The sequence below is a fragment of the Pseudoalteromonas luteoviolacea genome (assembly GCF_001750165.1).
Classification (GTDB): Bacteria; Pseudomonadota; Gammaproteobacteria; order Enterobacterales; family Alteromonadaceae; genus Pseudoalteromonas; species Pseudoalteromonas luteoviolacea_G.
Window position 1 is genome coordinate 830208 of sequence record NZ_CP015412.1, and the last position, 20394, is coordinate 850601.

The window sequence follows — 20394 nt, forward strand, 5'->3', positions numbered from 1 at the left end:
TGAAAACTAACGTAAAGTGTAAAGGCCTTTTTACTCATTTTTGCCATAATCTATCAATAAAGTTTTGTAATGATTACTCTTCTTTTTGCGTCTTAGGCATGAGATATTTTTATGTGGTTAAAAAACAAACTAACGTTAAGGGTATTATAAAATGAATAAAAGGATTGTACTTGCTTCACTTTTTTTGGCTCCACAAGTATTTGCACAGAATGTGGTTATCAATTTTGATGATGTGCTTGATGGTGTAAATAACCCGACAAATTCTATTGCGGTTAACGTTGTCCAGCAGGGTAATATGCTGGTCGGTAATGACGGTAACTTTGTGACGTTGTCAGGAGAAGTAGAAGAAACGAATAACCCATTTTATGGCAGTGGGCTTGAGCCGCGAGTTCACTTTAAATTGAATGAAAAGGGCAACGTTAAGTGGTTTACTGGCACTCGAAATGCAGCAAATGTTTGGACTGGTACTTGGTATGGTTCAGACGGCAGTCGAGGTGATTTTGGGTTTGAGTTCAGTAACTCGCTCACTACGCCACCAGTGTGTGATGATGTGATCGCCTTTAGCTCAGATGCGGCATTCTCAGGCGGGCAGTTTGATTACACCAGAGCTTTGGATGAAACCTGTTTGATGGATACAGATGACGCCACAAAAGGCATATATATGATGTCATCTACAGGTGGGGTGCCTTTCCCAATGTCATTTTCTCTAGAGTTTAAGAGTAATTTTACTCTACAGTCATTTAAATTAGGCACCTACAATAATGGGCAAGGTAACCGTCTTACTACATTCACCGTTGAAGCGTGGGAAAATGGCACGTGGGTCACAAAAGGAGAATTTGAGTTTACTTCAGTAATACCTCGCAGATCATTTGCAAGAGAACTGTACAGATTGCCTCAGCCGGTGACGACTTCTAAAATTAGGGTCTCAGCAACGGGCACAGTTGATTATGTGGATGCTGGCCGCGTATTAATGTATGGCCTGTCTTTCCACTAATTAAAATAAGTACAACCACCCACGCCATGGGTGGTTGTTTGGGTATTACACACTTTTCTTTGATAGCAGCTTCACTGCAGTTGGCATCACAAGATATGAAATAACCGGCACAATTAATGCCAACACTGAGGCCACATGTAGTAATTTATTGACGCCTGTAATCGGAGCTAGCCAATCTGGGATAAAATACACCAGTGGGAGTAATGCAAAATAATTGACTAAGGCCAATACATGCTCATTGGGTGCCGAGGTGTTCATTGTTTTGCTCCTATCGTCTATTGCTCAATTAGTTATGTGTCACTACGAGTAATTGCAGCTGTGCTGTGGCAGTCATTTTTTGTGCATTATTGCTTATCAAGTCGCCTTCTTTTACAGGAGTTTGTTGACCGTTATGGTGCAGTTGGGCTTGACCTGTTATGACATAGATCAGGGCCTCTTGGTTAATATCGATGCTGTCTTCGTTATCTAAATGGACAATATCCATGACTGTTGCACTGGCAAAGGTGTCTTGTTGATTTTCACTACCCCCATAAATGCGAGTTGCGCCTTTGGTTTTGGGGGAGTAAGACTTGTATTGTGCAGGTTGACCGGCAACTTCAGGCAGCGCCCAAATTTGCAGCATACGGTTAGGGGCATCATCGGGGTTAATTTCATTGTGACTAAAGCCTTCACCGCCTGCTCTTTGTACTTGCACATCACCTGCGACTAAGTCTTTGCCATGCTCTAATGACCCTTCATGACTTACGCGTCCTTCTAACACAACAGAGATGACATCAATTTCACTATGAGGATGCATACCTGATTGACCTTTGGGCAAATAACGAGCATCCGCCAGATATACCATACTGCCAAGCCCTTCAAATGTTTCTGGCTTTTTGCGCCCTGCAAATACACGGCTATCCGTCACTAATCTGTGCTCTGTAATGCCTGCAAACCCGCCTAATTGTAGTGAATCTCTTGAAAGTATTTTCATGGTTTTTCCTGCTTTATTTAATCTGTTTCGACGTGATGACTAAAGTGTATGAAAGCTGGGTTGTTTTATATATACCTATAAAATAGAATTGCTTTTCCATATACAACAACAATAAAGTCAGGCAATGGAAAAAACAGATATAAACTCGATGCTGCTATTTTTAGCCGTGGTTGATGCCGGTAGTTTCACTTTGGCCGCTGAACGCTTGAACATGCCTAAGGCCAATTTGAGTCGAAAAGTATCGCAACTCGAGGCGAGTTTGGGGATCACATTACTTGAGCGTACAACTCGAACGCAGCATTTGACCGAGGCTGGCAGCGTTTACTTAGAGCATTGCAAGCAGATAAAGGCACAGGTAGAGCTTGCCAATGCCAGTGTTGCACAAGCGCTGAATGAAATATCAGGCGAGTTGAAAGTTGGCATGTCTGTCGGTATGGGCCATGAAATTCTAAAGCCAGTTTTAAGTCAATTCATGCAAGAAAATAAGCAGGTGAATTTTCAATTGAGCCTCTTAAATCGTCGAGTGGATGTGATTGAAGAAGGTTTTGATTTGGTGATCCGAATAGGTGAGCTGGCAGACTCAAGATTGGTAGCAAAACGTTTGGGTCGCGTATCGCGAAGGTTTTACGCAAGTCGCGAATTTATTGCCCAGCACGGTGCAATTAAGACACCAGAGGCGCTAGCCAACTTTGATGTGTTACTGATGAGCAGTATCCAAAAATCAGAAGTGATTAGCCTGGTCAACGAGTCTAAGCAATGTGATGTGGTTATTTCGCCAAGGATGCGTGTTGATGATTATATTGTACTTAAGCAAATGGTGATGGATGGGGTTGGACTTGCGATACTGCCTGACTATATGTGCTCGCAATATCCAGAGAAAGACTTGCTTGAACCCGTTTTGGCGCAGTGGCAATTGCCCGCTGTAGAGGTATATGCACTCTATCCTAAAAATCGCATTCACTTACCAAAAGTTGCCGCATTTGTCGCGTTTATCCAAGCGGTGTTTTCTGAGCGTTTATCACAGAGATAAAAATATTTAAAAAAAAGCCTTTACCTAAAGTTAAGTTGAGCTTTTAAAGTGCCACTCAACTTACGGAGGGAAGACAATGAAAAAGCTGATTAAAACGTATGTAAACCTATTGGAGGCAGATAAACATGCCACGTTTCAATACACCATGAAAAACAAATAGGAGGCACATATGTATTTAGAACACGTGAATCTGGTCGTAAAAAATATTGATTCTGCGCTGCAATTCTATCGCGCCGCGTTCCCGCACTGGAAAATCAGAAGCAAAGGAGAGGGAGAGTGGTTTGGTAAACCAAGACAGTGGCTTCATTTTGGTGATGACTATCATTACCTTGCCTTTAGTGACCATGGTGAAGGTAAAAACAGAGTTTTGCAGGCGCATCAAGTCGGCCTTGGCCATTTTGCTTATGTGGTTAACTGTATTGATAGTCTGGTTAAACGCCTTAATGAGGCAGGGTTTAAAGCAGATAAACTCGGCCCCGACCACCCATATCGAAAAAACGTCTATTTTATTGACCCCGATGGCTTTGAGGTGGAGTTTGTAGAATACTTCAGTGATATGCCCGTGCAGCGCAATAGTGATTAAGCGTTTTAAAATCTTCAAAAATACTTAATTTACTCCCAGGTAAGTCTATGAAAAACTAATGTTGGTTGCTGGATGTATCTACTACATGCAGCGCATAACTCAAACTTCAGGTAAAAGGATCCTTATGTCAGGTATAACACTATATAGTTTTGCTTTGTCCGGTAATGGCCATAAAATCAGACACTTTTTGTCTATTCTTGGGCTTAAATACGAACTAAAGCTGCTAGACCCACATGAACAAGAGCACAAAAAAGATGAGTTTGTGGCTTTAAATCCGCTTGGGCAAGTTCCTGTGCTGGTTGATGGGGATGCTGTTATTTGTGATTCGAATGCAATTTTAGTCTACCTTGCACAAAAATATGATGCGGATAAAACTTGGTATCCAGAAGATGCTTTACTGCGTGCAGAGATACAAAAGTTCTTGTCGATGTCTGCGGGGGAAGTCCTTAATGGTCCAAATTTATACCGGGGTATTAAGGTGATTGGTAAACCTGGTGACCTTGAACAAACGTATGATAAAACCATTAACTTCTTTACGTATTTAGATAAGCATTTAAGTGACCGTGATTATTTATTGGGTGCAACACCCAGTATTGCTGATATTGCCTTGTACACTTACCCTAAATTAGCAGTGAAGGCTGGGGTGAATTTAAGTGACTTTAGGCATATTGCTAATTGGTTTGCGCGCATTGAAAGTGGCCTGAGCTTTGTTGAGGCACCTGAAAAATAAGTGACCTGTTTAATGAGAGATTGCCGTATCTTCTTGTAAGATACGGCAGTAATGGAGTTCGAGCGCCCTAAATATAAAAACAGTGGCATAGAAGGGTTCGATTAAGGGGTTATCACACTCTGTTTATGAGCAAGTTGCACATCTTTATTCCTCGGTTACTTTTTGACAACTGGCATGTCTTTGCACGTCATTTTGTTGTTTCACTGAGTCAAAAAACGTGCATGTATAGCCCTCTTTAGCTAAAAACTGACGTAATACGGACTCAACTGCAATAAATCGATTTAATTCATCCAGTGTCTCTCCTGATCCTGCATATTGCACTGTAAACTCCTTATCAGATAAGTATGTAAACTGAACTGTTTCACCGATTGTACAATGTGGGACATGGACAACACAGACAGCAAGTGGTACCAACTGTCCTGTTTTTTTATCTCGATATTGAGTTACCATCATGTTGTAAGGGTCAATGTCAGGTTGAGCATTGTGTGATGTCGATGATGAATGCTCACCTTTGAGAACGGAGTTATCTTCCGGTATTTCACAGTCATTGTCTGAGTCTGTACAAGGGTCTGGATGCCATTGACACTGGGCGTATCGTTTAGAAAGAGAGGAGGAGGTTTTCTGGTTTGTATAGGTACAGGTATAACCAGCAAACTCGAAAAATTCTCTTAAAGCTAATTCCGTAATTGCAAACAGGCTAAATTCCCTTAATGTCGAGCCATGTCCATCATACATTACCTGCAGCTCTGATTTTTCTGCTGATTTTATCTTAACCCCATTTACCGGTTTGCATCCATGTTTATCTATCTCGCAGATACGCCACGGTATGTGTTGGCCAGTGTTAAGTGTTTTGTACAAGATAACTATGAATCTGGGCATGGTATCTTTGTTATTAGATTCTTTCAGTAAATCCGCAATTAATGAGATGTCTTTGGTTATGATTGGCTTTTTACCATACTTTTTTGAGGTCGATTGTTCAGTGTCGATTTCTGACGGTGTACATGTTTTGTCTGAATCTTCGCAGACTTCGTGTGTAACGTAACGGTATGTGTAATATAGATCATTAAGATACGTGCTAAAAAACGCCTCGATAATTTCCGTCATATGTTTGTTGGATTGGCAATGCGGGCTTGTTTCATTACATTGTGACTGAAATGACATACCTATACTTTGTCTGCCACTTTGAAAAGCAGCGAATCTGATTTCTTCATCTTGTATTGTCTTGAAATACAGTCCATCAAACCCCTGCGATTGATATGATATTAAAATGCTACTGAGCATCATGCTTAAAATGACCAAAAACTTCATGTTATTTCCTTTTAATCGTGTCGACTCACCTTTAAGTGGTTAATATATTTTGACCAGTCACTAACCCTAGAGTGCTAACTTTGTATTTGTTGTATATGGTATCGTAGGTATATAAAATCGAGGAAAGGCATAAGGGCAAAAATGTGAGTAAAGATAAGATATTTTACTCACATATTGGCGTATCTATTAATATACTAAACAAGCCTTAGGCGCGAGGTGTTAATAGGGGTTCCAAAAACAAATTAGCTGTCCTCTCATGATATTTTGGGATTCAGTTCCTGTATTACCTACAACACATGTATGTTCACCAGCTTCAAAGAAGTCCCAGAGAGATTCGGAAATTGTATGATAACGCTTCAATGCTTCTGCTGAGTCTACACGCTCTCTGAAAGTGACCGTGACACCTGAGTTTGTATTAACCGTCACATCCATATCAATATTATCACACCCCTGGTCTGAAGGTCGGCATATTGACAATGGCACTTTTTTTCCATTAGACAGTCTGTATTGGTTAATAGAAATCTGAGGCGCATCACCTTGTCCATTGAATGATTTAAGGTATTCAATGAGTAATGTTGCAGAACTGGTTCCTAACTGCTGAAAAAAGTGTTCAAGCCCAGTTTCAAGCGGCCCTGATTTATTTTGTGGCGCATTTGATTCTGTACGTGACCTAACCGTTCGCATTGGCGATAAGTGGTCTGGCCTTTTAGCAGAGTCAGTCGATTGTATTTCATCGCTACTAAAAGGTGTACAATGGTTTCTAGGATCCATACAGGGATCAACAGTTACATAACGATACGTATAAAGCCGTTGGTTACGAGTACTGTTGATAAACGCCTCCAAAATATCATCAGTATGTTGGTTGGATAGACAATATCCATTATTGGCAGAGCAATCGGTCTCAAATGAAATACTGGTGATACGTTGCTTCTTATATTGAGGAATAACTTTAATTTCTTCCCCCTCTGAGGTTCTAAAATACAACCCTTCAAACCCGTGCGATTGATATGATATTAAAATGCTACTGAGCATCAAGCCCATAATTACAAAAAACTTCATGTTATTTCCTTTTAAACTTTTTTCTGTTAAAGCGAATTTGATGGTAATGAAATGGAAACAAAATGTAAAGTAACGCTCTGGTTTCAGGCGTATTTCAATTGATCATGTGGATACATGACCTGTTATATGACAGGTGAGGTAATGCCTGGCTTATAAGCAATGAGCATAGTTCGAACAGGAAAGGTGTTTTAAACATTGTTTTCGGGTAGCGTCAATTCGAGATACTTGTGTATCTTGTCACTGACTTTTAATTGCTTACTGAAGGATAGGTGGCTCAACTAGATATGCATGCAGCGAAGCAATTTATGTTAATTTGCCGATAGACTTATATTTTAGAGAAAGACCCCAGTTAAAATATAAGTAATTTTTTCAATGTGTTATCTCTTGGTTTTTAATTAGGTTGTCTTAGTTTGCTTAATAATTATTTAAGTAAAAACATTTGACTTATTATTTTTTGTCGTCATTATGAAGTGGCGCACAGCGAAGTTGTACGCCCATATCAGCGCTCATGTTGGGCTGAAGTAATCAGGAATATCAGTATTTACATGATGATTCTTATACCATCTTTATGGGCAGTTATGGCTTTGCGTGTACCTAAAATAATTAGTAAAAATAATAGACTTATTAAGTGGCTGTTTTCAAAGGAGACTAAAATGAAATTAATCCATGCCCTAGCCGCAGGTGTTTTAGCAACATTTAATGCACATGCGCTTGAGACAATCTACGATGCCGACAGCAATGCTGGAAAATTGACACAATACCAGTATGGTCCTGTACAAAGCATATTGATGCAAAGCGCTTCATCGCATTATTTCACCGCATTTTTTGATGCTGCAAACCAAGCCACATGTACTGAAGCTGCATTGTTTGACGAGATAAGTGGTACACTTTTAACTCATTTAACAGTCGCAGACAATAAAGTGATTTTTGGCGCGGTTGAGCAAGGCAAAGAAACATCCGCTAAAGTGATTAAACTGACATGTCATGATAACAATCGCAGTTATCTTGTACACCACAAGGTGCCCGCAGCACCGTCAATTAACTTTGATAGAACATTACAGTTTGATAACTGGCAAGACGGAGGTCGATATCCAGGTTATTATCAATCGGTGACCATGGATATTCAGTTGAGTGTGAACACTTCTGCACCAGATGGTGAATGTCGTTTGGTCAAGTTTGGCAATGGTGATGTACCTGGGGTATTTAATGGTCAAGTGAGCGTGCGCAATATACACAGTGATGTGTTTACGCACTCGGGTAAAGCGCTTTACGATGCGTTCAGTTCTTCATTAACTTACGCTATTCGATGCGAAAACTCTGGTGGCACCACGATGTTATTTGATGAATGGCGTATTACCCAAGATGTTCAACAGGGTGAGCTTAGCATCAGCTATTATTAATTTTTTACGTGAAGGGCGAGAAACTCTCAGCCCTTTACATTGCAATTTTATTACGTTTGTAATTTTTGTAAACAAAACCTTAACAACACTCTTCAAGTCCATTATGCTAATGGCGATATTTCACCCAAATATTTATTCAAATTAAATAACTATAAATTTTTATTCTCAGGTAGGAATTATGCTGAAGACCGCCAATAAAGGACAATGGGTTATAAATCATCGGCAGTTGAGCTTACAAAATGGCACGAAAGTAGTGGAGTTGGATCCTAAACAATATGCGCTGTTAGTTTTATTATTAAAGTTTAAGCATCAAGATGTCAGCAAATCTCAAATTTTATCCGAAGTATGGGGGCAACGGGTTGTTAGTGAAGATGCAATATATGTAGCAATCAATGGATTGCGAAGATTATTAGGTGATGATGCAAAGTCACCTAAGTATATAAAGACAATTTCGGGTGTTGGATATCGCTGGGTTGGTCCGCCAATGTGTGATGCATTACCCTCGTCGTTAGATAGTTTTTTATTAAAAGCTGCACTGTGCCTAGTCGCCGTTTCTTTTGTCGTTTTTTGGCAGATGCCCAGATCGCCTGTGAAACAAGTTATCCCTGACCATTTAACGGAGCCTTTTAATCATGCACGCTTTATTATTAGCAATCATCCTGAGCAATTAGACAAAGCCATCAGTTTACTCAAATCGATTTCAATTGAGCAGCCTGACTTGGCAGATCCTATCTACTGGCTTGCTAAAGCGCACTTTTCTCAGTTGCAGCCGATGAGTACGAGTTATCAGCATGATAAGCAACATATAAAAACGATTTTAGAACGTGTGTTATCCAGTCACCCTGAGCATAAAGGCGCAAATCTGTTGTACGCCAAGCTTATTTTTATGGGAGAAATGAACATACAGGATGCGGAAGCATATTTCTTAAATGCTTTACCACAAAGCGAAGCACATCATATGTATGGTCAGTATTTACTGGCTGTCGGTCGAACAGACGAAGCTATGCATCATATTCACATCTACCAATCGATGGAACCGGATGGCTACTCAACTGAAAGTGTCGCTTGGGTATATATGATGAGTCAGCAGTTCGATAAGGCCTTTGAAGCGCTTGATAGACTTAGGCCCTATTCACAAAGTAATAAGTTTTATCATGTGTGTTTAAGGGCGATTTACGAGCAGTTAGGACATTTTGATTTGGCCTTACAAGAGTTGATCTGGGTGATGAAGTATGAAGGTTATTTAGATTCTGAAATCGACATGATTGAAAAGCATTTTGCCACGCACGGGATGAAAGGAGTATATCGTTGGTTGCTCTATCATGATACTCGCAGAGCAGATATTGGTCATTACAATGCACCTATGTCGCAGGCGCGTTATGCAGCTGCTATCGGTGATACACAATTAGCGCTGCATTATTTAGAGCAATCACGATTGGCGGGCCAATATGCATTTATGTGGATAGCTGCCGATCCTCATTTTTTACCATTAAAGCAAGAGAAAGCGTTCACCCAACTGGTGCAAAATCACATTTTAAAATTAAGTAAATCAGATATTTAATATAAATTAAGAATGTTTTAGTTCATATTCAGGACTATTTATTTCGTACCTAATAGTGTTGCTCCCAAGCTAAATTAAGGAGCACACTATGGCTGTACAAAGAAAAATTACAGCGCTTGTTTGGGCGCTGTTCATGATGTTAAGTTCAATACTTGCGTACGCAAAAAGCGGGCAATATTTATATAGTTTCCAAACAGGAAGCGAAAACTGGGGCAGTATTTCTGCGAAAAGTCACATTGCTTATTTCGGTAGTGATAACGGCAATTTGTATGCGTTTGATGTAGACCAAGTCAAAGTCCGTTGGACTTATCTCACGGGTGCAAAAGTACGTTCAAAGCCCTTTATTGACAACCATCGTGTGTATATCACCAGTGATGACGGGTTTCTATATGCCTTGAATCGTTGGAGTGGCAAGCTACTGTGGAAAGCAAGTTTGAACGATGGCGGACATCATCGTATTTTGCCAGCCAATCATGCGCCTTGGGAATTTGATTATACCAAATCGAGTCCAATTGCCGACAGTCGATTTGTTTATGTTGGCAGCGCGGATGGCTATTTTTATGCATTTTCAAAACGTACTGGCGAGATGCGCTGGCGCTTTAAGACCCAAGGTATGATCCGAGCAACCGCAACGCTATATCAAGGCAAGGTGTTTGTGGCGAGTTGGGATGGTCACGTGTATGCCCTAAATAAACACTCCGGAAAGCTGATATGGCAATATCAAACACAAGGGGCGATACCATCCAGCCCTGTCATAGTTGACGGTATTCTCGTAGTGGGATCTCGTGATACCTATTTATATGGTTTAGAGCCATATAATGGACAAATTATTTGGCAAAAAGCGTTACCCGGAGGCTCATGGGTAGAGTCCAGTGCCGTGGCTGATATTGACGATGCATATTTTTATATTGGCAGTTCAGATGCTAAGTTGCTATTTAAAATGAAAACTCAAACTGGAGACATTGTTTGGCAAGTGGCCACGCCTGGTTGGAGTTGGGGCCAACCTGTGGTTGATGAAAATCGAGTGTACATTGGATCAACAGGTCATGATGAGCCGGGCTGGTTCATTACTCAGCGCGGATTTATGGCAGTTGAAAAAGAGACTGGAGAAACTATTTGGCATTACCAGCCGAGTATTATTTCAGGCTTTGTACATGGGGGGGTTTACGCTTCACCCGCAATCAGTGCAGATAAAGTCTTAATCCCCGATCTTGACGGCTATATTCACGTGTACCAGCAGTAAACAATTCACCTTGTTGTGAAGAGATAGGTGGGCATCTTTTGATGCCCTTATGCTTTTTCTGTTGACGTATGTTCGTCGCGCTTGCGTCTCAATAGAACAATAAGGGAAATTATGACCATTATGCTGACAATGGCTGCAAACAACATTGTACTGTTATGGTTGGTGGGGGGCGGACTGACGACTTCAAATGCTGAGTCAAATGCAAAGCTGAGTGTTGAGTCAGTTGTGAATGTCAGGCTTTGTCCATCTTTAGTACCAAAGTCGGCTTTCTCGATTGTGACATCGCTTTTAGTGGCGTTGCTACGCGCTTCAAAAAACACCCTTGCAATTCGGCCGGAGCCTGAAACACTGTTCGCGGGGGCCATCTGGCTAACGATATAGTCGATTGTATTACCTTGCACGCTGACAGCATTTTTTAATACAAATAATCTGTCTTCATCCAAGAAGTTGCCATGTTCGAGTTGAATTTCTGGCATTTTTTCATCTTGGTCCAGTACTTTAAGTTGGGCGGGGTCATACTTCAAGACAAGGTGGACACCATAAACTTCAGGCACATCGTGCACGTTAATATCGATATAAAATTGGCTGCCTGTTTTTACTTGTTGATTCGGGGTTTCTAAAGTCACTCGGCCTTCACTGGCTAGTGCGGCGGTACTTAAAAAACAAAATATGGCGGTAATAAGGTATTGCATGTGTTTCCTAGTTCTTGCATATAGGCCATACAGAGTATGGCCTTAAACTAATATTGGCCTAAAGGCTACTGAGCCTGTTTGCCAAAGTTTTTGCCGAGCAATGTCAAGTCTTGTAAATCAACTTTATTGTCTCGGTTAAAATCGACCCCGATTGAGTAGTTAGGATCTGTGCTGGTGGTACGGTAAGCGCCGAGCAGCTTTGTTAAATCACCGATATCAATCTTATCGTTACCGTTGCTATCTCCAGCAACTAGGTCAATTTCGCCTAAATCAACGTTAGCTTGATTTGGCGACAGTGTGATGTTTTGCTCTTTACTGAGATAACCAGGCGCAGAGAACGTCAGTGTTGCCTCACCAATGCCCGCTTGAACGCTGAAGCTTCCATCTGGATTAATTTTAACAATCTCACCATTGATTGTAATGGTAAAGTTGGAGAAATCACCGTCTGGTGCCAACGACGCCACACTGCCACTAATTAAGACGGATTCTAATACGGTTAAAGTATAATTATCTTGGCTTTGATAAATATATTGACCATTTTCATCAGTGAATTGTGATTGCACCGTGACCGTCACAGTCCCTGGATTAGTGGCAATTAATGAGGCCGTACCAAAATGCCCTTTACCCGTTTTGGCTTTATAGGGAGACTTTAATGACAACGCACTTTCCCATCGCTCGCCAGTCACATTAACTGGAATTGTCAGGCGTTCATAAGAAGGTAAAAACTCTCCGTAAAGCCCGTCACTAAATTGTGCAACCTGAGTGCCATTAATGCTAAGCACGGCATCAACACCGTAGACGTTGGTCCCTTCAATTGAAAGTGGGATGTCAAAGATATTACCAGCAAAGATTGGGCGTGTAGGGAGTGTGGCCGTTACGCCATTGACTAGCTTAGTGTCGACTTTTAATAATTGGCCTCTAACATCATTAACATAGCTTCTATTTACATAGTGTGTGTATACCCATGTAACGAATAAATAGCCATCCGCTAACTCATCTATGTTTGGGAATACCCAGTTGTGCATATGCATATCTACCATTGATGCACTGATGGTAAATACCTCACCACTTTTTGTACCATCTTGGTTTAAAGCCTGAGCCTGTAACCCTTTGTTTGTCATGAATGTAATGATAATTCGCCCATCTTTTAGGGTAGTAGTGGCGAAGTTTTGTGCTGTCGTCTCGAACTCGCTCAAGTATACTTCGATTTTTGAGCCTTTAAGTTGACCGTCACTAGTATATGAATAAGCTACCGGCCCAGTTTTTGATGGCAAAACGACAAGGAAACCATCATTCGTTGTTGCTAATGTTCCTGGATACTCACCGTCAAGGAAGACGTCTACATAGTCAACAGTAATTGCGTTGCTGACAGGAATGCCTTGGTTATTAAAACTCTGCACATGCGATTTTACATTTGAATGCTCTTTACTTGTCCACAAAATTGCAAAATTGCCGTCCTGTAGCGTTGTGATTTGTAAGCCTGCACTAATATTTACTGAGGATGCGACTAAGTGTGTCGACTCAATAGCGATATTCTCATTAGCATCAATGATCGATGTAAAAATATTTTTTTCAGAATTTTGTGAAGAGCTTACAAAAGCAACAGCCACTTTATTGTTAGGTAATTGGCTTAATCTATAATATCTATGTGGGGCGCCTACATCATTATATTGTCCATTAAATATGTCAAAACGCTGTTCAGTTCCTATTGGATTAGCATTATTGTCAAACTGTTGGATAACGAACTCTAACTTTGGCTCTTCCTGTATAGAGACAGTTAAAAATCCACCGCCATCGAGTGCGACTACTTTCCCGCCTTTATTTGCTGCTGACAATTGAGAAATTGAACCCGATTTGAATCCATCTGGTGTGTAAAGCTGTGCATTAAGAGAGTGCGTACTAAACATATTATCTGCATTATCGGCCCAAGATACGAGACGATTACCATTCTCTAGCCTTGTGATCGTTGGATTAGCTACAGGATATTCGGAGGGGATATTGATAGTAAATTCACCGCCAACTGGCTCAGGCGTTGTCGCTTGACCAATCATTGGCAAACTAAACATACTCATGAGGAGTAGGTTTCGGCTAAACTTATGCACGGTGCTTAGCTTTGATTTTGTGTGTTTTTTTAGAATGGGCATTAAAATTTCCTTTTGGGCAAAAATGAGGCAAATGAGGTTATTCAGATGCCTGTTTTATTAAAGCTTCCATAAACTAGGGGAAGGCTTGTTCAATTAAAATAGGGTTTTACCTTAAATTGGTCCAAATTATTTTGCGAAAACACAATTGTAAATACAGTGTGTATGTTGCACTTTGTTTTGTTTGAATTTTCACTTTTTCTCCTTATTTCTTGCACAATGAGTGCGAAGCATAAGTTGATGTACAGTTTATTCTTTAAAGTCCTATTTCGGCTCAAGGGCAACCTATCTCGCAATGGCTAAGTTAGGGGTTAATGGGCTGCTCGCCGAATTTACCAAAATGTTTTCCCAGTAGCGTTAAGTCTTTTATGTTGATTTGATTGTCTCTATTAAAATCGGCAATAGGCAGGTATGTCGGTTCACTGGCGTGCGAACGGTAATGGCTCATGAATAACGTAAAGTCGGCAATGTTAATGGCATTATCTTGATTTACATCGCCAGGGATAAGCGCGATTTCGCCAAAATGGATGTCCTTTTGGCCTGTTTCAAAGTGATATTGGGCTTTCGCTGTCAAAAATCCAGGTGAAGATAATGTCAGTAGACCAGGTGTTAATTGCGCTTGAATATAAAAGCTGCCATCGGGGTTTATGGCTACAGGTTGGGTGTGGTAAGTGAGCGTGATGTCTTGATAGTCGGTATTTTCAGTGAGCGTTTTAATGTTGCCAGTCAAGATCACGGATTCTAAGATGGTCAAGGAGTGAGCTGTGCTATGTTCAAACATCAGTGAGCCATCTTCACCGGTAAACTTGGTTTCAACACGCAGGCTTACTTCTCCCATTTGTTTGGCTAATAAGGTCGCTGTGGCAAATTTACCCTCGCCAGTTTTTGCTTTGTGCGGTGGGACTAATGTCGCAGAGGCTTCCCAATGGGTATCTGAATAACGCAATGGAGTATCAAGGCGCTCACTTTCAGGTATGAAATTACCAAGGTGACCACCTGAAAAACGGGCTTTATTTGGCACGCTGACCGTTAATATGGCTTCAACACCATAAATCTGGCTGCCTTGCACGTCAAGATTGAGTGATATTGTATCCCCTTCGTAGATTGGACCAGTTGGTAAGGTGGGGATCACGCTATTTTTCGGACCGCTTGGCAGTTGATATTTTTGTATATGCACAGTCCACTCATCATTGTTATTTGGACTGCTTAGCCAACTAATTGCGAACTGCTCATTTGGTAGCGTTGTGAGGTTGGGCAGTTTTTGAGACCCTTTTGCGGCATCATTGACCTGAAACGCATCGCCAAGCTTATCGCCATTTTGATTAAACGCTTGTGCAAAAACACCTAAGCCATCAGCATCTGGGGCGGTCCAAGTAACGACCAATGCGCCAGAATCTAGCACGGTGATCTTTGGCCTTGTATGAGTTGAGCTGGATGTATTTTGTACTAGGGTAAAGTTTTCTCCGGCGACACTGCCGTCGGCATTGAATCTTTGTCCATGGATCCCGTAGGAATCTGAGTGAACATCAAAACCCCGCCATACAACTAAAAATCCACCATTTGGCAAGTGTTGTATGTCAGTGTCTTTGCCATTGGTTAGCCCCTCTCTATTAATTCTAAATTCTTGGCCAAGAGGCTTGTGGTTTGCGTCAAATCGGCGCACGTAGATGTTGGAAGAAGCTGCCCAAGTCAGTACAAAACTATTGTCATCAAAGGCAATGAGAGAAGGGTTTTCCCGGTAAAGTTTTTCATTTGAGCTGATAATATCAATGCGCTGATCAAATGGAATGCCAGAAGGAGAAAACTCTCTTGCATACACCACAGGGGTTTGTTTATCTCTATCACCCCACCCCATGATAAACCAGCCGTTTTTTAAGGCTGCCGCTCTGCGATTGTAATTATTCACAGGTGCAGTAATGGGGGTCAATTCAAACTCGCTGGAAGCAAAGCTCCCATCGTGATTTAACTTACGTCCATTGATACTTCTTACCCAATAATTCTGCCATGTAACCAGGAGTTTACCATCTGTCAGAGGCAAGATATGGGGGGCTCTCGACGCTCTTTTAGCATTGGTATTAATACGCGTCGGGGAGCCTATTTTAATATTGTGTTGATTGTATCTTTGTCCATAAATGTATGTGCTTCCCAACATTTCTGCGGTCCACAAAACAATATAACCCCCTTCATTGAGTGAGGTGATGGCAGGCATTTGATCGAGCACTTTTGAGCGGTATTCAATGTTTACCGTCTGCATCTCTCCTACTTTTATAGGGGAGTGTGCTTCAGTCAGGAATGGCAAGCCACATAGTAGTGCCATTAGGGAGTGCTGAGAATAGGTCACAAATTTAGATGTGATAGATGTTATACAAGTTAGGTGCAATGGCATTGGCTCTTTCCCTAGCATCATTCGCAATCACTGAGTGCGCGTCAACAAAATAATAAAGCCCGCAGGATAGTGCTCAGTCACCAAGAGAGAAATAGGGTATTTACCCTAAATAGGGAAAGATATGTAAAGATTTATATCACGAGGCCTTCTTTGACGGCAAATCGAACTAACTCAGCTGTTTTGTTTAACCCAAGTTTTTTCATAATTCTAGTGCGGTGATTATCAACGGTCTTAATTGAGATGCACAAACTTTCAGCTATTTCTCGATTAGTATGGCCACAGGAGATATGAGTCACGATTTCTTGTTCACGGGCCGTGAGAATAAAGTCCTTAGCGCAAAGCTGATATGCTTCTAGTTTTGTTTTTAAACTTGGGCTTATGAACTGTTCACCATTACACACCTGCTTTATTGCTTGAGTTAATGTGTTAAATGCGTCTCTTTTTGGTAGATAAGCGTGTGCACCTGCTTTATTGCTTGAGTTAATGTGTTAAATGCGTCTCTTTTTGGTAGATAAGCGTGTGCACCTGCGGCAAAAGCGCGGTTTATTATTTTAATATCTTCATGCATGCTAAGAAAGATAACTTTGGTGTTAAGGTCACGTTGTTTTATTTTATGAGATACATCTAAGCCACTCATTTTGCCCATTGAAATATCTAAAATTGCAATGTCAGGCTGGATAGATTGAATACATCGCCATGCCTGTTCGCCGTTTTCGGCATCAAAGATGGCGTTACTTATTTCAGCTTGCACGATGAGAGATCGGATCCCCTGCCGTACTAAGTGATGATCATCGGCAATTAAAATACTAAGCCTGTGTCCGAGTCCGTAATTCATTGTACTTCCCTATGCACAACCGTGTTGTGCATCTTTTATGATAAAGAGATAAGAGTGTTAACGCAGTGGTAAAAATTGGACATCTCTAATTCTTAATTATTGGTTTTATTAGTTTTTTTATGCGTTTAAAACAATTTTATACGGTCTGGAGCTGTAAATAAATACAAGTCCGTGATTAGCTGAAATCAGCCTATCTATTTGATAAAAATAATAAAGTATAAAGTTGAAGAGATGTTGTGAGTGAGATTAAAACTGAATGAAATTTTTTGAGATAAGCAAGGTAGCAACCTAATAGGAGCACCGTCATAGATGCTCCTGTCTATGGGTTAAGAAAAGATATTCTAACCGGTATGAATACTTTTCGTAGGTCTAAAGTGGTTAGTATACAGTCATGTAGTCGACTGTTACATTGCCTTCTCTGTACAGGCCATGTTCTTGATTGTAGTTCACATCAATAGTGACTTTTGCATAGTCTGTTTGTAAAGAGTAGTTACCACCACTTGGCGTCGAGTAAGTGCACTCAGTTTGAGCATAAAGGTATTCAGCCTGCATCGGTGTCACGAAGTAGTTGATGACTTGAGTATGACAGTCATGGAAGCGATAGCCTGCATCTTTAAGCTGTGTTCTGATGGTTTGATACTTACGACCATATTCCAGCACCTCTTGAACACTCGCATAACCCGCTTCAGTTGGTAGCTCTCCAGCTGAAACATTTGTAGCGGCAGCAATGGCAATTAGTGAGAATAATACGCCAGTTTTCATAGTTTGTTTCCTTTTCTTGAGAATAAAAAGCCATTTTGGCTCGTAAAAGTTTTATGTACGATGGGTTTTTGTCGTGCTGTTTCCTTCACAACATAAAACTGCAAAGCACATGCCTTGCGTTCGCACACTATTATTAAACGAATAAATGAATATAATATTTATGATTAAAGTCAAAAAAATGAAGAAAAAATTTAACTTATGAAATATTGGGGTATTAAATAGCCAATTTGTTTTTATATATGAATTAATGATTCTTTTTGTTTAGTGTTTTAATTATCCTTGTTTTTAAATGTGTAATAAACAGGCCGTTTTTTGCTTAGATAGTGCACTTTTTCATAATGTTTGTGAAAACTATGCTAAGTTGATAAAGAGTGTGTTAAATAGAGGCCATTATGCGTGTTTTACTTGGCTTTATCGCTTTTCTATATTCTTCGAGTGTAGCCTGTGAGCATTACACGGTGCTGGTTTACCATGGTGCAAACCCACCTTATAACTATATTTCTGGCAATGGGCAAGCGGGCATATTTAGCCATTTGTTTAATCGATTGAGTGAGTTGACTGGCCACACATTTGAATTAGTGCCTTGGTCGGTGGCCAGAGGGCAAAGGTTATTTGACATGGGTAAAATTGATATTGAACCTGGCGTTAACCCTAACTGGCGCACTCAGAGCAGTAACCCTGGGATTTACTCTCTGCCTTATGCGTATTCGCGCGAAGTGGTACTAGGGCGGGAGGGTGAACGTGTTACGGACGATCCGAAAACTTTTTATGGTTCAGTTTTTGGCCGTGTTAGAGGGTATCGTTACGGCGAGTTTGAATCCCACTTTGGACATACTAAAATCATGGTTTATGATAATGTCTCTGAAAAAGAGCTACTTGCTCAACTTGCTTATCAGCGTGTTGATTTCATCATGTTGGGCGATGCCACCGCTGCTTATTACCAACACCGTCATCCTGATTATGCCGATTTTAAGGTGGTATACGAGATCAGTCGTTTACCAGTGCATATGCGTCTACAACCCCACTTAAAGTCATTACAAGCCGAATTAAATAGCGCTTTGAAAACAATGATAGCTAATCAAGAAGTTGAAGCCATTTATCATCGTTATGGCGCAAATTCAAAATAATAGAGGTCGCTACACCGCAAGTTGCTCAGAGAGTAAGTCGATAAAGTATCTTACTTTAGGTGATAAGTGCTTTCTGCTTGGGTAAACAACGTAGACCTCCACAGGTTTTTGCAGATAAGACTCAAATAGCACCTCTAGCTGTCCGTCTTTGATGGCATCGACAAGATAAAACTCTGGCAACCGAGTAATGCCAACCCCGTCGATGGCCATGGCTGCTTGCATCTTTCCATGATTACAATTGACGCGTTTACGTACATCAACAGTAAAAGACTTACCCGTTTGATCGGTAAACTCCCACCGATCAGGCGTTTTTAAATTACTGTAGCAAACACAGTGGTGTTTAGTGAGCTCCCTTGGGTGATATGGCTTTCCATACCGCGCGATATAACCAGGGCTTGCAACAACGAGTGTACGACATTGATAAATACGCTTACAGATAAGCGTTGATTCTTCTAGCTTAGTGGTTGCTCGAATTGCCAAGTCATATCCATCACCGACAACATCCACTGCTCGGTCGTTAAGATCCCACTCGATGGTGACGTTAGGATACCTTTTTACATACTCTGTTACGGCAGGTCTTAAATAGTCTAGGCTAAATGCCACTGGGCAACTAATTTTAAGTACCCCTTTGGGTTTGTTATCTTGATGGGTCAGCAGTTTAAGAGTTTGCTCTGCATCTGAGATCAGCTGCACACAATGCTGAAAATATACTTCACCGTCAGGGGTCAATGCCAAAGTACGGGTTGTTCTGTTCAATAGCCGCATGCCAAGGCGTGCTTCTAAGCGGTTGACAACTTTGCTGATGTGAGATGGGGAGTGCCCGAGTTGCAGCGCAGCTTCTGCGAAACTATTACATTGCACAACTTTGACGAAGACTTGGATACCTTCAAATAGATTATGAGTCATATAGAAATAGTAACTTTACATTTGCCCTATTAATGTTTATTAAAACTTAATCTACACTGTTTGTCATCAAGTCGAGCAAGTATATTCGACGAAAATAGAACAGTTAAATTGGAGAACGTAATGAAAGTATTAGCATTTGCAGCAAGCAGCAGCCGTCAGTCAATCAATAAAGCACTTGTAGAGTATGCAACTTCTAAGATTGAGCAGGCCGATGTAGAAGTTTTGGATTTAAACGATTTTGAAATGCCGATTTATAGCATCGATCGTGAGAAAGAGAGTGGGATCCCTGAACTTGCACAAAAGTTTTATGACAAAATTGGCGAAGCAGATGTGATTGTCATTTCATTTGCTGAACATAATGGCTCTTACACTGCGGCATACAAAAACATTTTTGACTGGACATCTCGTATCAATATGAAGGTGTACCAAGATACGCCAATGTTGTTGTTGGCAACTTCTCCAGGACCAGGTGGCGCACAAAGTGTACTTAATGCAGCGGTAAATTCTGCACCTTATTTTGCAGCTGATGTGAAAGCACATTTGTCAGTACCAAGCTTCTTCGATAATTTTGATTTAGAGACACTGCAACTGACTAATTCAGAGTTAAGTGAAGCTTTAAATAGCGCATTAACAAAATTAACAAATTAATAGGATGCGTCTGTTC

20 protein-coding genes are annotated in these 20394 nt (G+C 40.8%); 9 read left to right on the top strand and 11 right to left on the bottom strand.

Annotated elements, in window-relative coordinates:
* Window positions 1-151 precede the first annotated feature (151 nt).
* The gene (locus tag S4054249_RS23825; protein ID WP_046357687.1) at window positions 152-994 is read left to right on the top strand and encodes a hypothetical protein; all 843 of its coding nucleotides are present in this window, start codon (window positions 152-154) and stop codon (window positions 992-994) included.
* A 45-nt stretch (window positions 995-1039) separates the two neighbouring features.
* On the opposite strand, the gene S4054249_RS23830 is transcribed toward S4054249_RS23825, so the two are convergent.
* Complete coding sequence (locus tag S4054249_RS23830) at window positions 1040-1252, bottom strand: hypothetical protein (RefSeq protein WP_046357688.1); 213 nt, start codon at window positions 1250-1252, stop codon at window positions 1040-1042.
* Window positions 1253-1280: 28 nt separating this feature from the next.
* Window positions 1281-1967 (bottom strand): pirin family protein, encoded by a 687-nt coding sequence (locus S4054249_RS23835; RefSeq protein ID WP_046357689.1) that lies wholly within the window; start codon window positions 1965-1967, stop codon window positions 1281-1283.
* Window positions 1968-2091: 124 nt separating this feature from the next.
* On the opposite strand from S4054249_RS23835, the gene S4054249_RS23840 reads away from it, so the two are divergent.
* From S4054249_RS23840 to S4054249_RS23850, 3 genes are all read left to right on the top strand, one after another.
* A complete protein-coding gene (locus tag S4054249_RS23840; RefSeq protein WP_046357690.1) occupies window positions 2092-2997 on the top strand; it encodes a LysR family transcriptional regulator in 906 nt (301 codons plus the stop codon).
* 169 nt (window positions 2998-3166) lie between these two features.
* Entirely contained in the window at window positions 3167-3580 is a 414-nt protein-coding gene (locus S4054249_RS23845) for a VOC family protein (protein WP_046357691.1), read from the top strand.
* Window positions 3581-3704: 124 nt separating this feature from the next.
* Window positions 3705-4310 (top strand): glutathione S-transferase family protein, encoded by a 606-nt coding sequence (locus S4054249_RS23850; RefSeq protein WP_052961102.1) that lies wholly within the window; start codon window positions 3705-3707, stop codon window positions 4308-4310.
* Between the two features lie 144 nt (window positions 4311-4454).
* Here S4054249_RS23850 and S4054249_RS23855 read toward each other — a convergent pair whose 3' ends face one another.
* On the bottom strand, window positions 4455-5618 hold the full coding sequence (locus S4054249_RS23855; protein ID WP_046357692.1) for a hypothetical protein: 1164 nt from the start codon (window positions 5616-5618) through the stop codon (window positions 4455-4457).
* A gap of 219 nt (window positions 5619-5837) precedes the next feature.
* Entirely contained in the window at window positions 5838-6677 is an 840-nt protein-coding gene (locus S4054249_RS23860) for a hypothetical protein (protein WP_046357693.1), read from the bottom strand.
* 653 nt (window positions 6678-7330) lie between these two features.
* Between S4054249_RS23860 and S4054249_RS23865 the strand changes: the two genes are divergently transcribed.
* The 3 genes from S4054249_RS23865 to S4054249_RS23875 all read left to right on the top strand — a co-directional run bounded on the left by S4054249_RS23865 (window position 7331) and on the right by S4054249_RS23875 (window position 10881).
* The gene (locus S4054249_RS23865) at window positions 7331-8077 is read left to right on the top strand and encodes a hypothetical protein (RefSeq protein WP_046357694.1); all 747 of its coding nucleotides are present in this window, start codon (window positions 7331-7333) and stop codon (window positions 8075-8077) included.
* A 178-nt stretch (window positions 8078-8255) separates the two neighbouring features.
* Window positions 8256-9638: a winged helix-turn-helix domain-containing protein gene (locus S4054249_RS23870; protein WP_046357695.1), complete on the top strand. Its 1383-nt coding sequence runs from the start codon at window positions 8256-8258 to the stop codon at window positions 9636-9638.
* A gap of 88 nt (window positions 9639-9726) precedes the next feature.
* On the top strand, window positions 9727-10881 hold the full coding sequence (locus S4054249_RS23875) for a PQQ-binding-like beta-propeller repeat protein (RefSeq protein ID WP_052961103.1): 1155 nt from the start codon (window positions 9727-9729) through the stop codon (window positions 10879-10881).
* A gap of 47 nt (window positions 10882-10928) precedes the next feature.
* On the opposite strand, the gene S4054249_RS23880 is transcribed toward S4054249_RS23875, so the two are convergent.
* From S4054249_RS23880 to S4054249_RS23905, 6 genes are all read right to left on the bottom strand, one after another.
* Window positions 10929-11573 carry a cohesin domain-containing protein gene (locus S4054249_RS23880; RefSeq protein WP_046357696.1) on the bottom strand — a complete coding sequence of 215 codons (645 nt, stop codon included), beginning with the start codon at window positions 11571-11573 and terminating at the stop codon, window positions 10929-10931.
* A 65-nt stretch (window positions 11574-11638) separates the two neighbouring features.
* Window positions 11639-13717 (bottom strand): hypothetical protein, encoded by a 2079-nt coding sequence (locus S4054249_RS23885; protein WP_046357697.1) that lies wholly within the window; start codon window positions 13715-13717, stop codon window positions 11639-11641.
* A gap of 301 nt (window positions 13718-14018) precedes the next feature.
* Window positions 14019-16031, bottom strand: coding sequence for a dockerin type I domain-containing protein (locus S4054249_RS23890; RefSeq protein WP_145926520.1), 2013 nt, complete (start codon window positions 16029-16031; stop codon window positions 14019-14021).
* Window positions 16032-16231: 200 nt separating this feature from the next.
* Window positions 16232-16501, bottom strand: a complete 270-nt coding sequence (locus tag S4054249_RS27350) for a response regulator transcription factor (RefSeq protein ID WP_052961104.1) — start codon at window positions 16499-16501, stop codon at window positions 16232-16234.
* 17 nt (window positions 16502-16518) lie between these two features.
* Window positions 16519-16935, bottom strand: a complete 417-nt coding sequence (locus S4054249_RS23900; RefSeq protein ID WP_052961105.1) for a response regulator — start codon at window positions 16933-16935, stop codon at window positions 16519-16521.
* Window positions 16936-17313: 378 nt separating this feature from the next.
* On the bottom strand, window positions 17314-17697 hold the full coding sequence (locus S4054249_RS23905) for a hypothetical protein (protein ID WP_046357699.1): 384 nt from the start codon (window positions 17695-17697) through the stop codon (window positions 17314-17316).
* A gap of 392 nt (window positions 17698-18089) precedes the next feature.
* Here S4054249_RS23905 and S4054249_RS23910 point away from each other — a divergent pair, with 392 nt between their 5' ends.
* Window positions 18090-18824, top strand: a complete 735-nt coding sequence (locus S4054249_RS23910; protein ID WP_046357700.1) for a substrate-binding periplasmic protein — start codon at window positions 18090-18092, stop codon at window positions 18822-18824.
* Between the two features lie 9 nt (window positions 18825-18833).
* Here the strand turns inward: S4054249_RS23910 and S4054249_RS23915 are convergent, their stop codons facing one another.
* Window positions 18834-19730, bottom strand: coding sequence for a LysR family transcriptional regulator (locus S4054249_RS23915; RefSeq protein ID WP_046357701.1), 897 nt, complete (start codon window positions 19728-19730; stop codon window positions 18834-18836).
* A 120-nt stretch (window positions 19731-19850) separates the two neighbouring features.
* Here S4054249_RS23915 and S4054249_RS23920 point away from each other — a divergent pair, with 120 nt between their 5' ends.
* Window positions 19851-20378: an NADPH-dependent FMN reductase gene (locus tag S4054249_RS23920; RefSeq protein ID WP_046357702.1), complete on the top strand. Its 528-nt coding sequence runs from the start codon at window positions 19851-19853 to the stop codon at window positions 20376-20378.
* Window positions 20379-20394: the final 16 nt, after the last annotated feature.

Excerpts from the sequence above, each read along its gene's own strand:
- S4054249_RS23825 (WP_046357687.1), top strand. The coding sequence starts at position 152 with ATGAATAAAAGGATTGTACTTGCTTCACTTTTTTTGGCTCCACAAGTA.
- S4054249_RS23830 (WP_046357688.1), bottom strand. The coding sequence starts at position 1,252 with ATGAACACCTCGGCACCCAATGAGCATGTATTGGCCTTAGTCAATTAT.
- S4054249_RS23835 (WP_046357689.1), bottom strand. The coding sequence starts at position 1,967 with ATGAAAATACTTTCAAGAGATTCACTACAATTAGGCGGGTTTGCAGGC.
- S4054249_RS23840 (WP_046357690.1), top strand. The coding sequence starts at position 2,092 with ATGGAAAAAACAGATATAAACTCGATGCTGCTATTTTTAGCCGTGGTT.
- S4054249_RS23845 (WP_046357691.1), top strand. The coding sequence starts at position 3,167 with ATGTATTTAGAACACGTGAATCTGGTCGTAAAAAATATTGATTCTGCG.
- S4054249_RS23850 (WP_052961102.1), top strand. The coding sequence starts at position 3,705 with ATGTCAGGTATAACACTATATAGTTTTGCTTTGTCCGGTAATGGCCAT.
- S4054249_RS23855 (WP_046357692.1), bottom strand. The coding sequence starts at position 5,618 with ATGAAGTTTTTGGTCATTTTAAGCATGATGCTCAGTAGCATTTTAATA.
- S4054249_RS23860 (WP_046357693.1), bottom strand. The coding sequence starts at position 6,677 with ATGAAGTTTTTTGTAATTATGGGCTTGATGCTCAGTAGCATTTTAATA.
- S4054249_RS23865 (WP_046357694.1), top strand. The coding sequence starts at position 7,331 with ATGAAATTAATCCATGCCCTAGCCGCAGGTGTTTTAGCAACATTTAAT.
- S4054249_RS23870 (WP_046357695.1), top strand. The coding sequence starts at position 8,256 with ATGCTGAAGACCGCCAATAAAGGACAATGGGTTATAAATCATCGGCAG.
- S4054249_RS23875 (WP_052961103.1), top strand. The coding sequence starts at position 9,727 with ATGGCTGTACAAAGAAAAATTACAGCGCTTGTTTGGGCGCTGTTCATG.
- S4054249_RS23880 (WP_046357696.1), bottom strand. The coding sequence starts at position 11,573 with ATGCAATACCTTATTACCGCCATATTTTGTTTTTTAAGTACCGCCGCA.
- S4054249_RS23885 (WP_046357697.1), bottom strand. The coding sequence starts at position 13,717 with ATGCCCATTCTAAAAAAACACACAAAATCAAAGCTAAGCACCGTGCAT.
- S4054249_RS23890 (WP_145926520.1), bottom strand. The coding sequence starts at position 16,031 with ATGGCACTACTATGTGGCTTGCCATTCCTGACTGAAGCACACTCCCCT.
- S4054249_RS23900 (WP_052961105.1), bottom strand. The coding sequence starts at position 16,935 with ATGAATTACGGACTCGGACACAGGCTTAGTATTTTAATTGCCGATGAT.
- S4054249_RS23905 (WP_046357699.1), bottom strand. The coding sequence starts at position 17,697 with ATGAAAACTGGCGTATTATTCTCACTAATTGCCATTGCTGCCGCTACA.
- S4054249_RS23910 (WP_046357700.1), top strand. The coding sequence starts at position 18,090 with ATGCGTGTTTTACTTGGCTTTATCGCTTTTCTATATTCTTCGAGTGTA.
- S4054249_RS23915 (WP_046357701.1), bottom strand. The coding sequence starts at position 19,730 with ATGACTCATAATCTATTTGAAGGTATCCAAGTCTTCGTCAAAGTTGTG.
- S4054249_RS23920 (WP_046357702.1), top strand. The coding sequence starts at position 19,851 with ATGAAAGTATTAGCATTTGCAGCAAGCAGCAGCCGTCAGTCAATCAAT.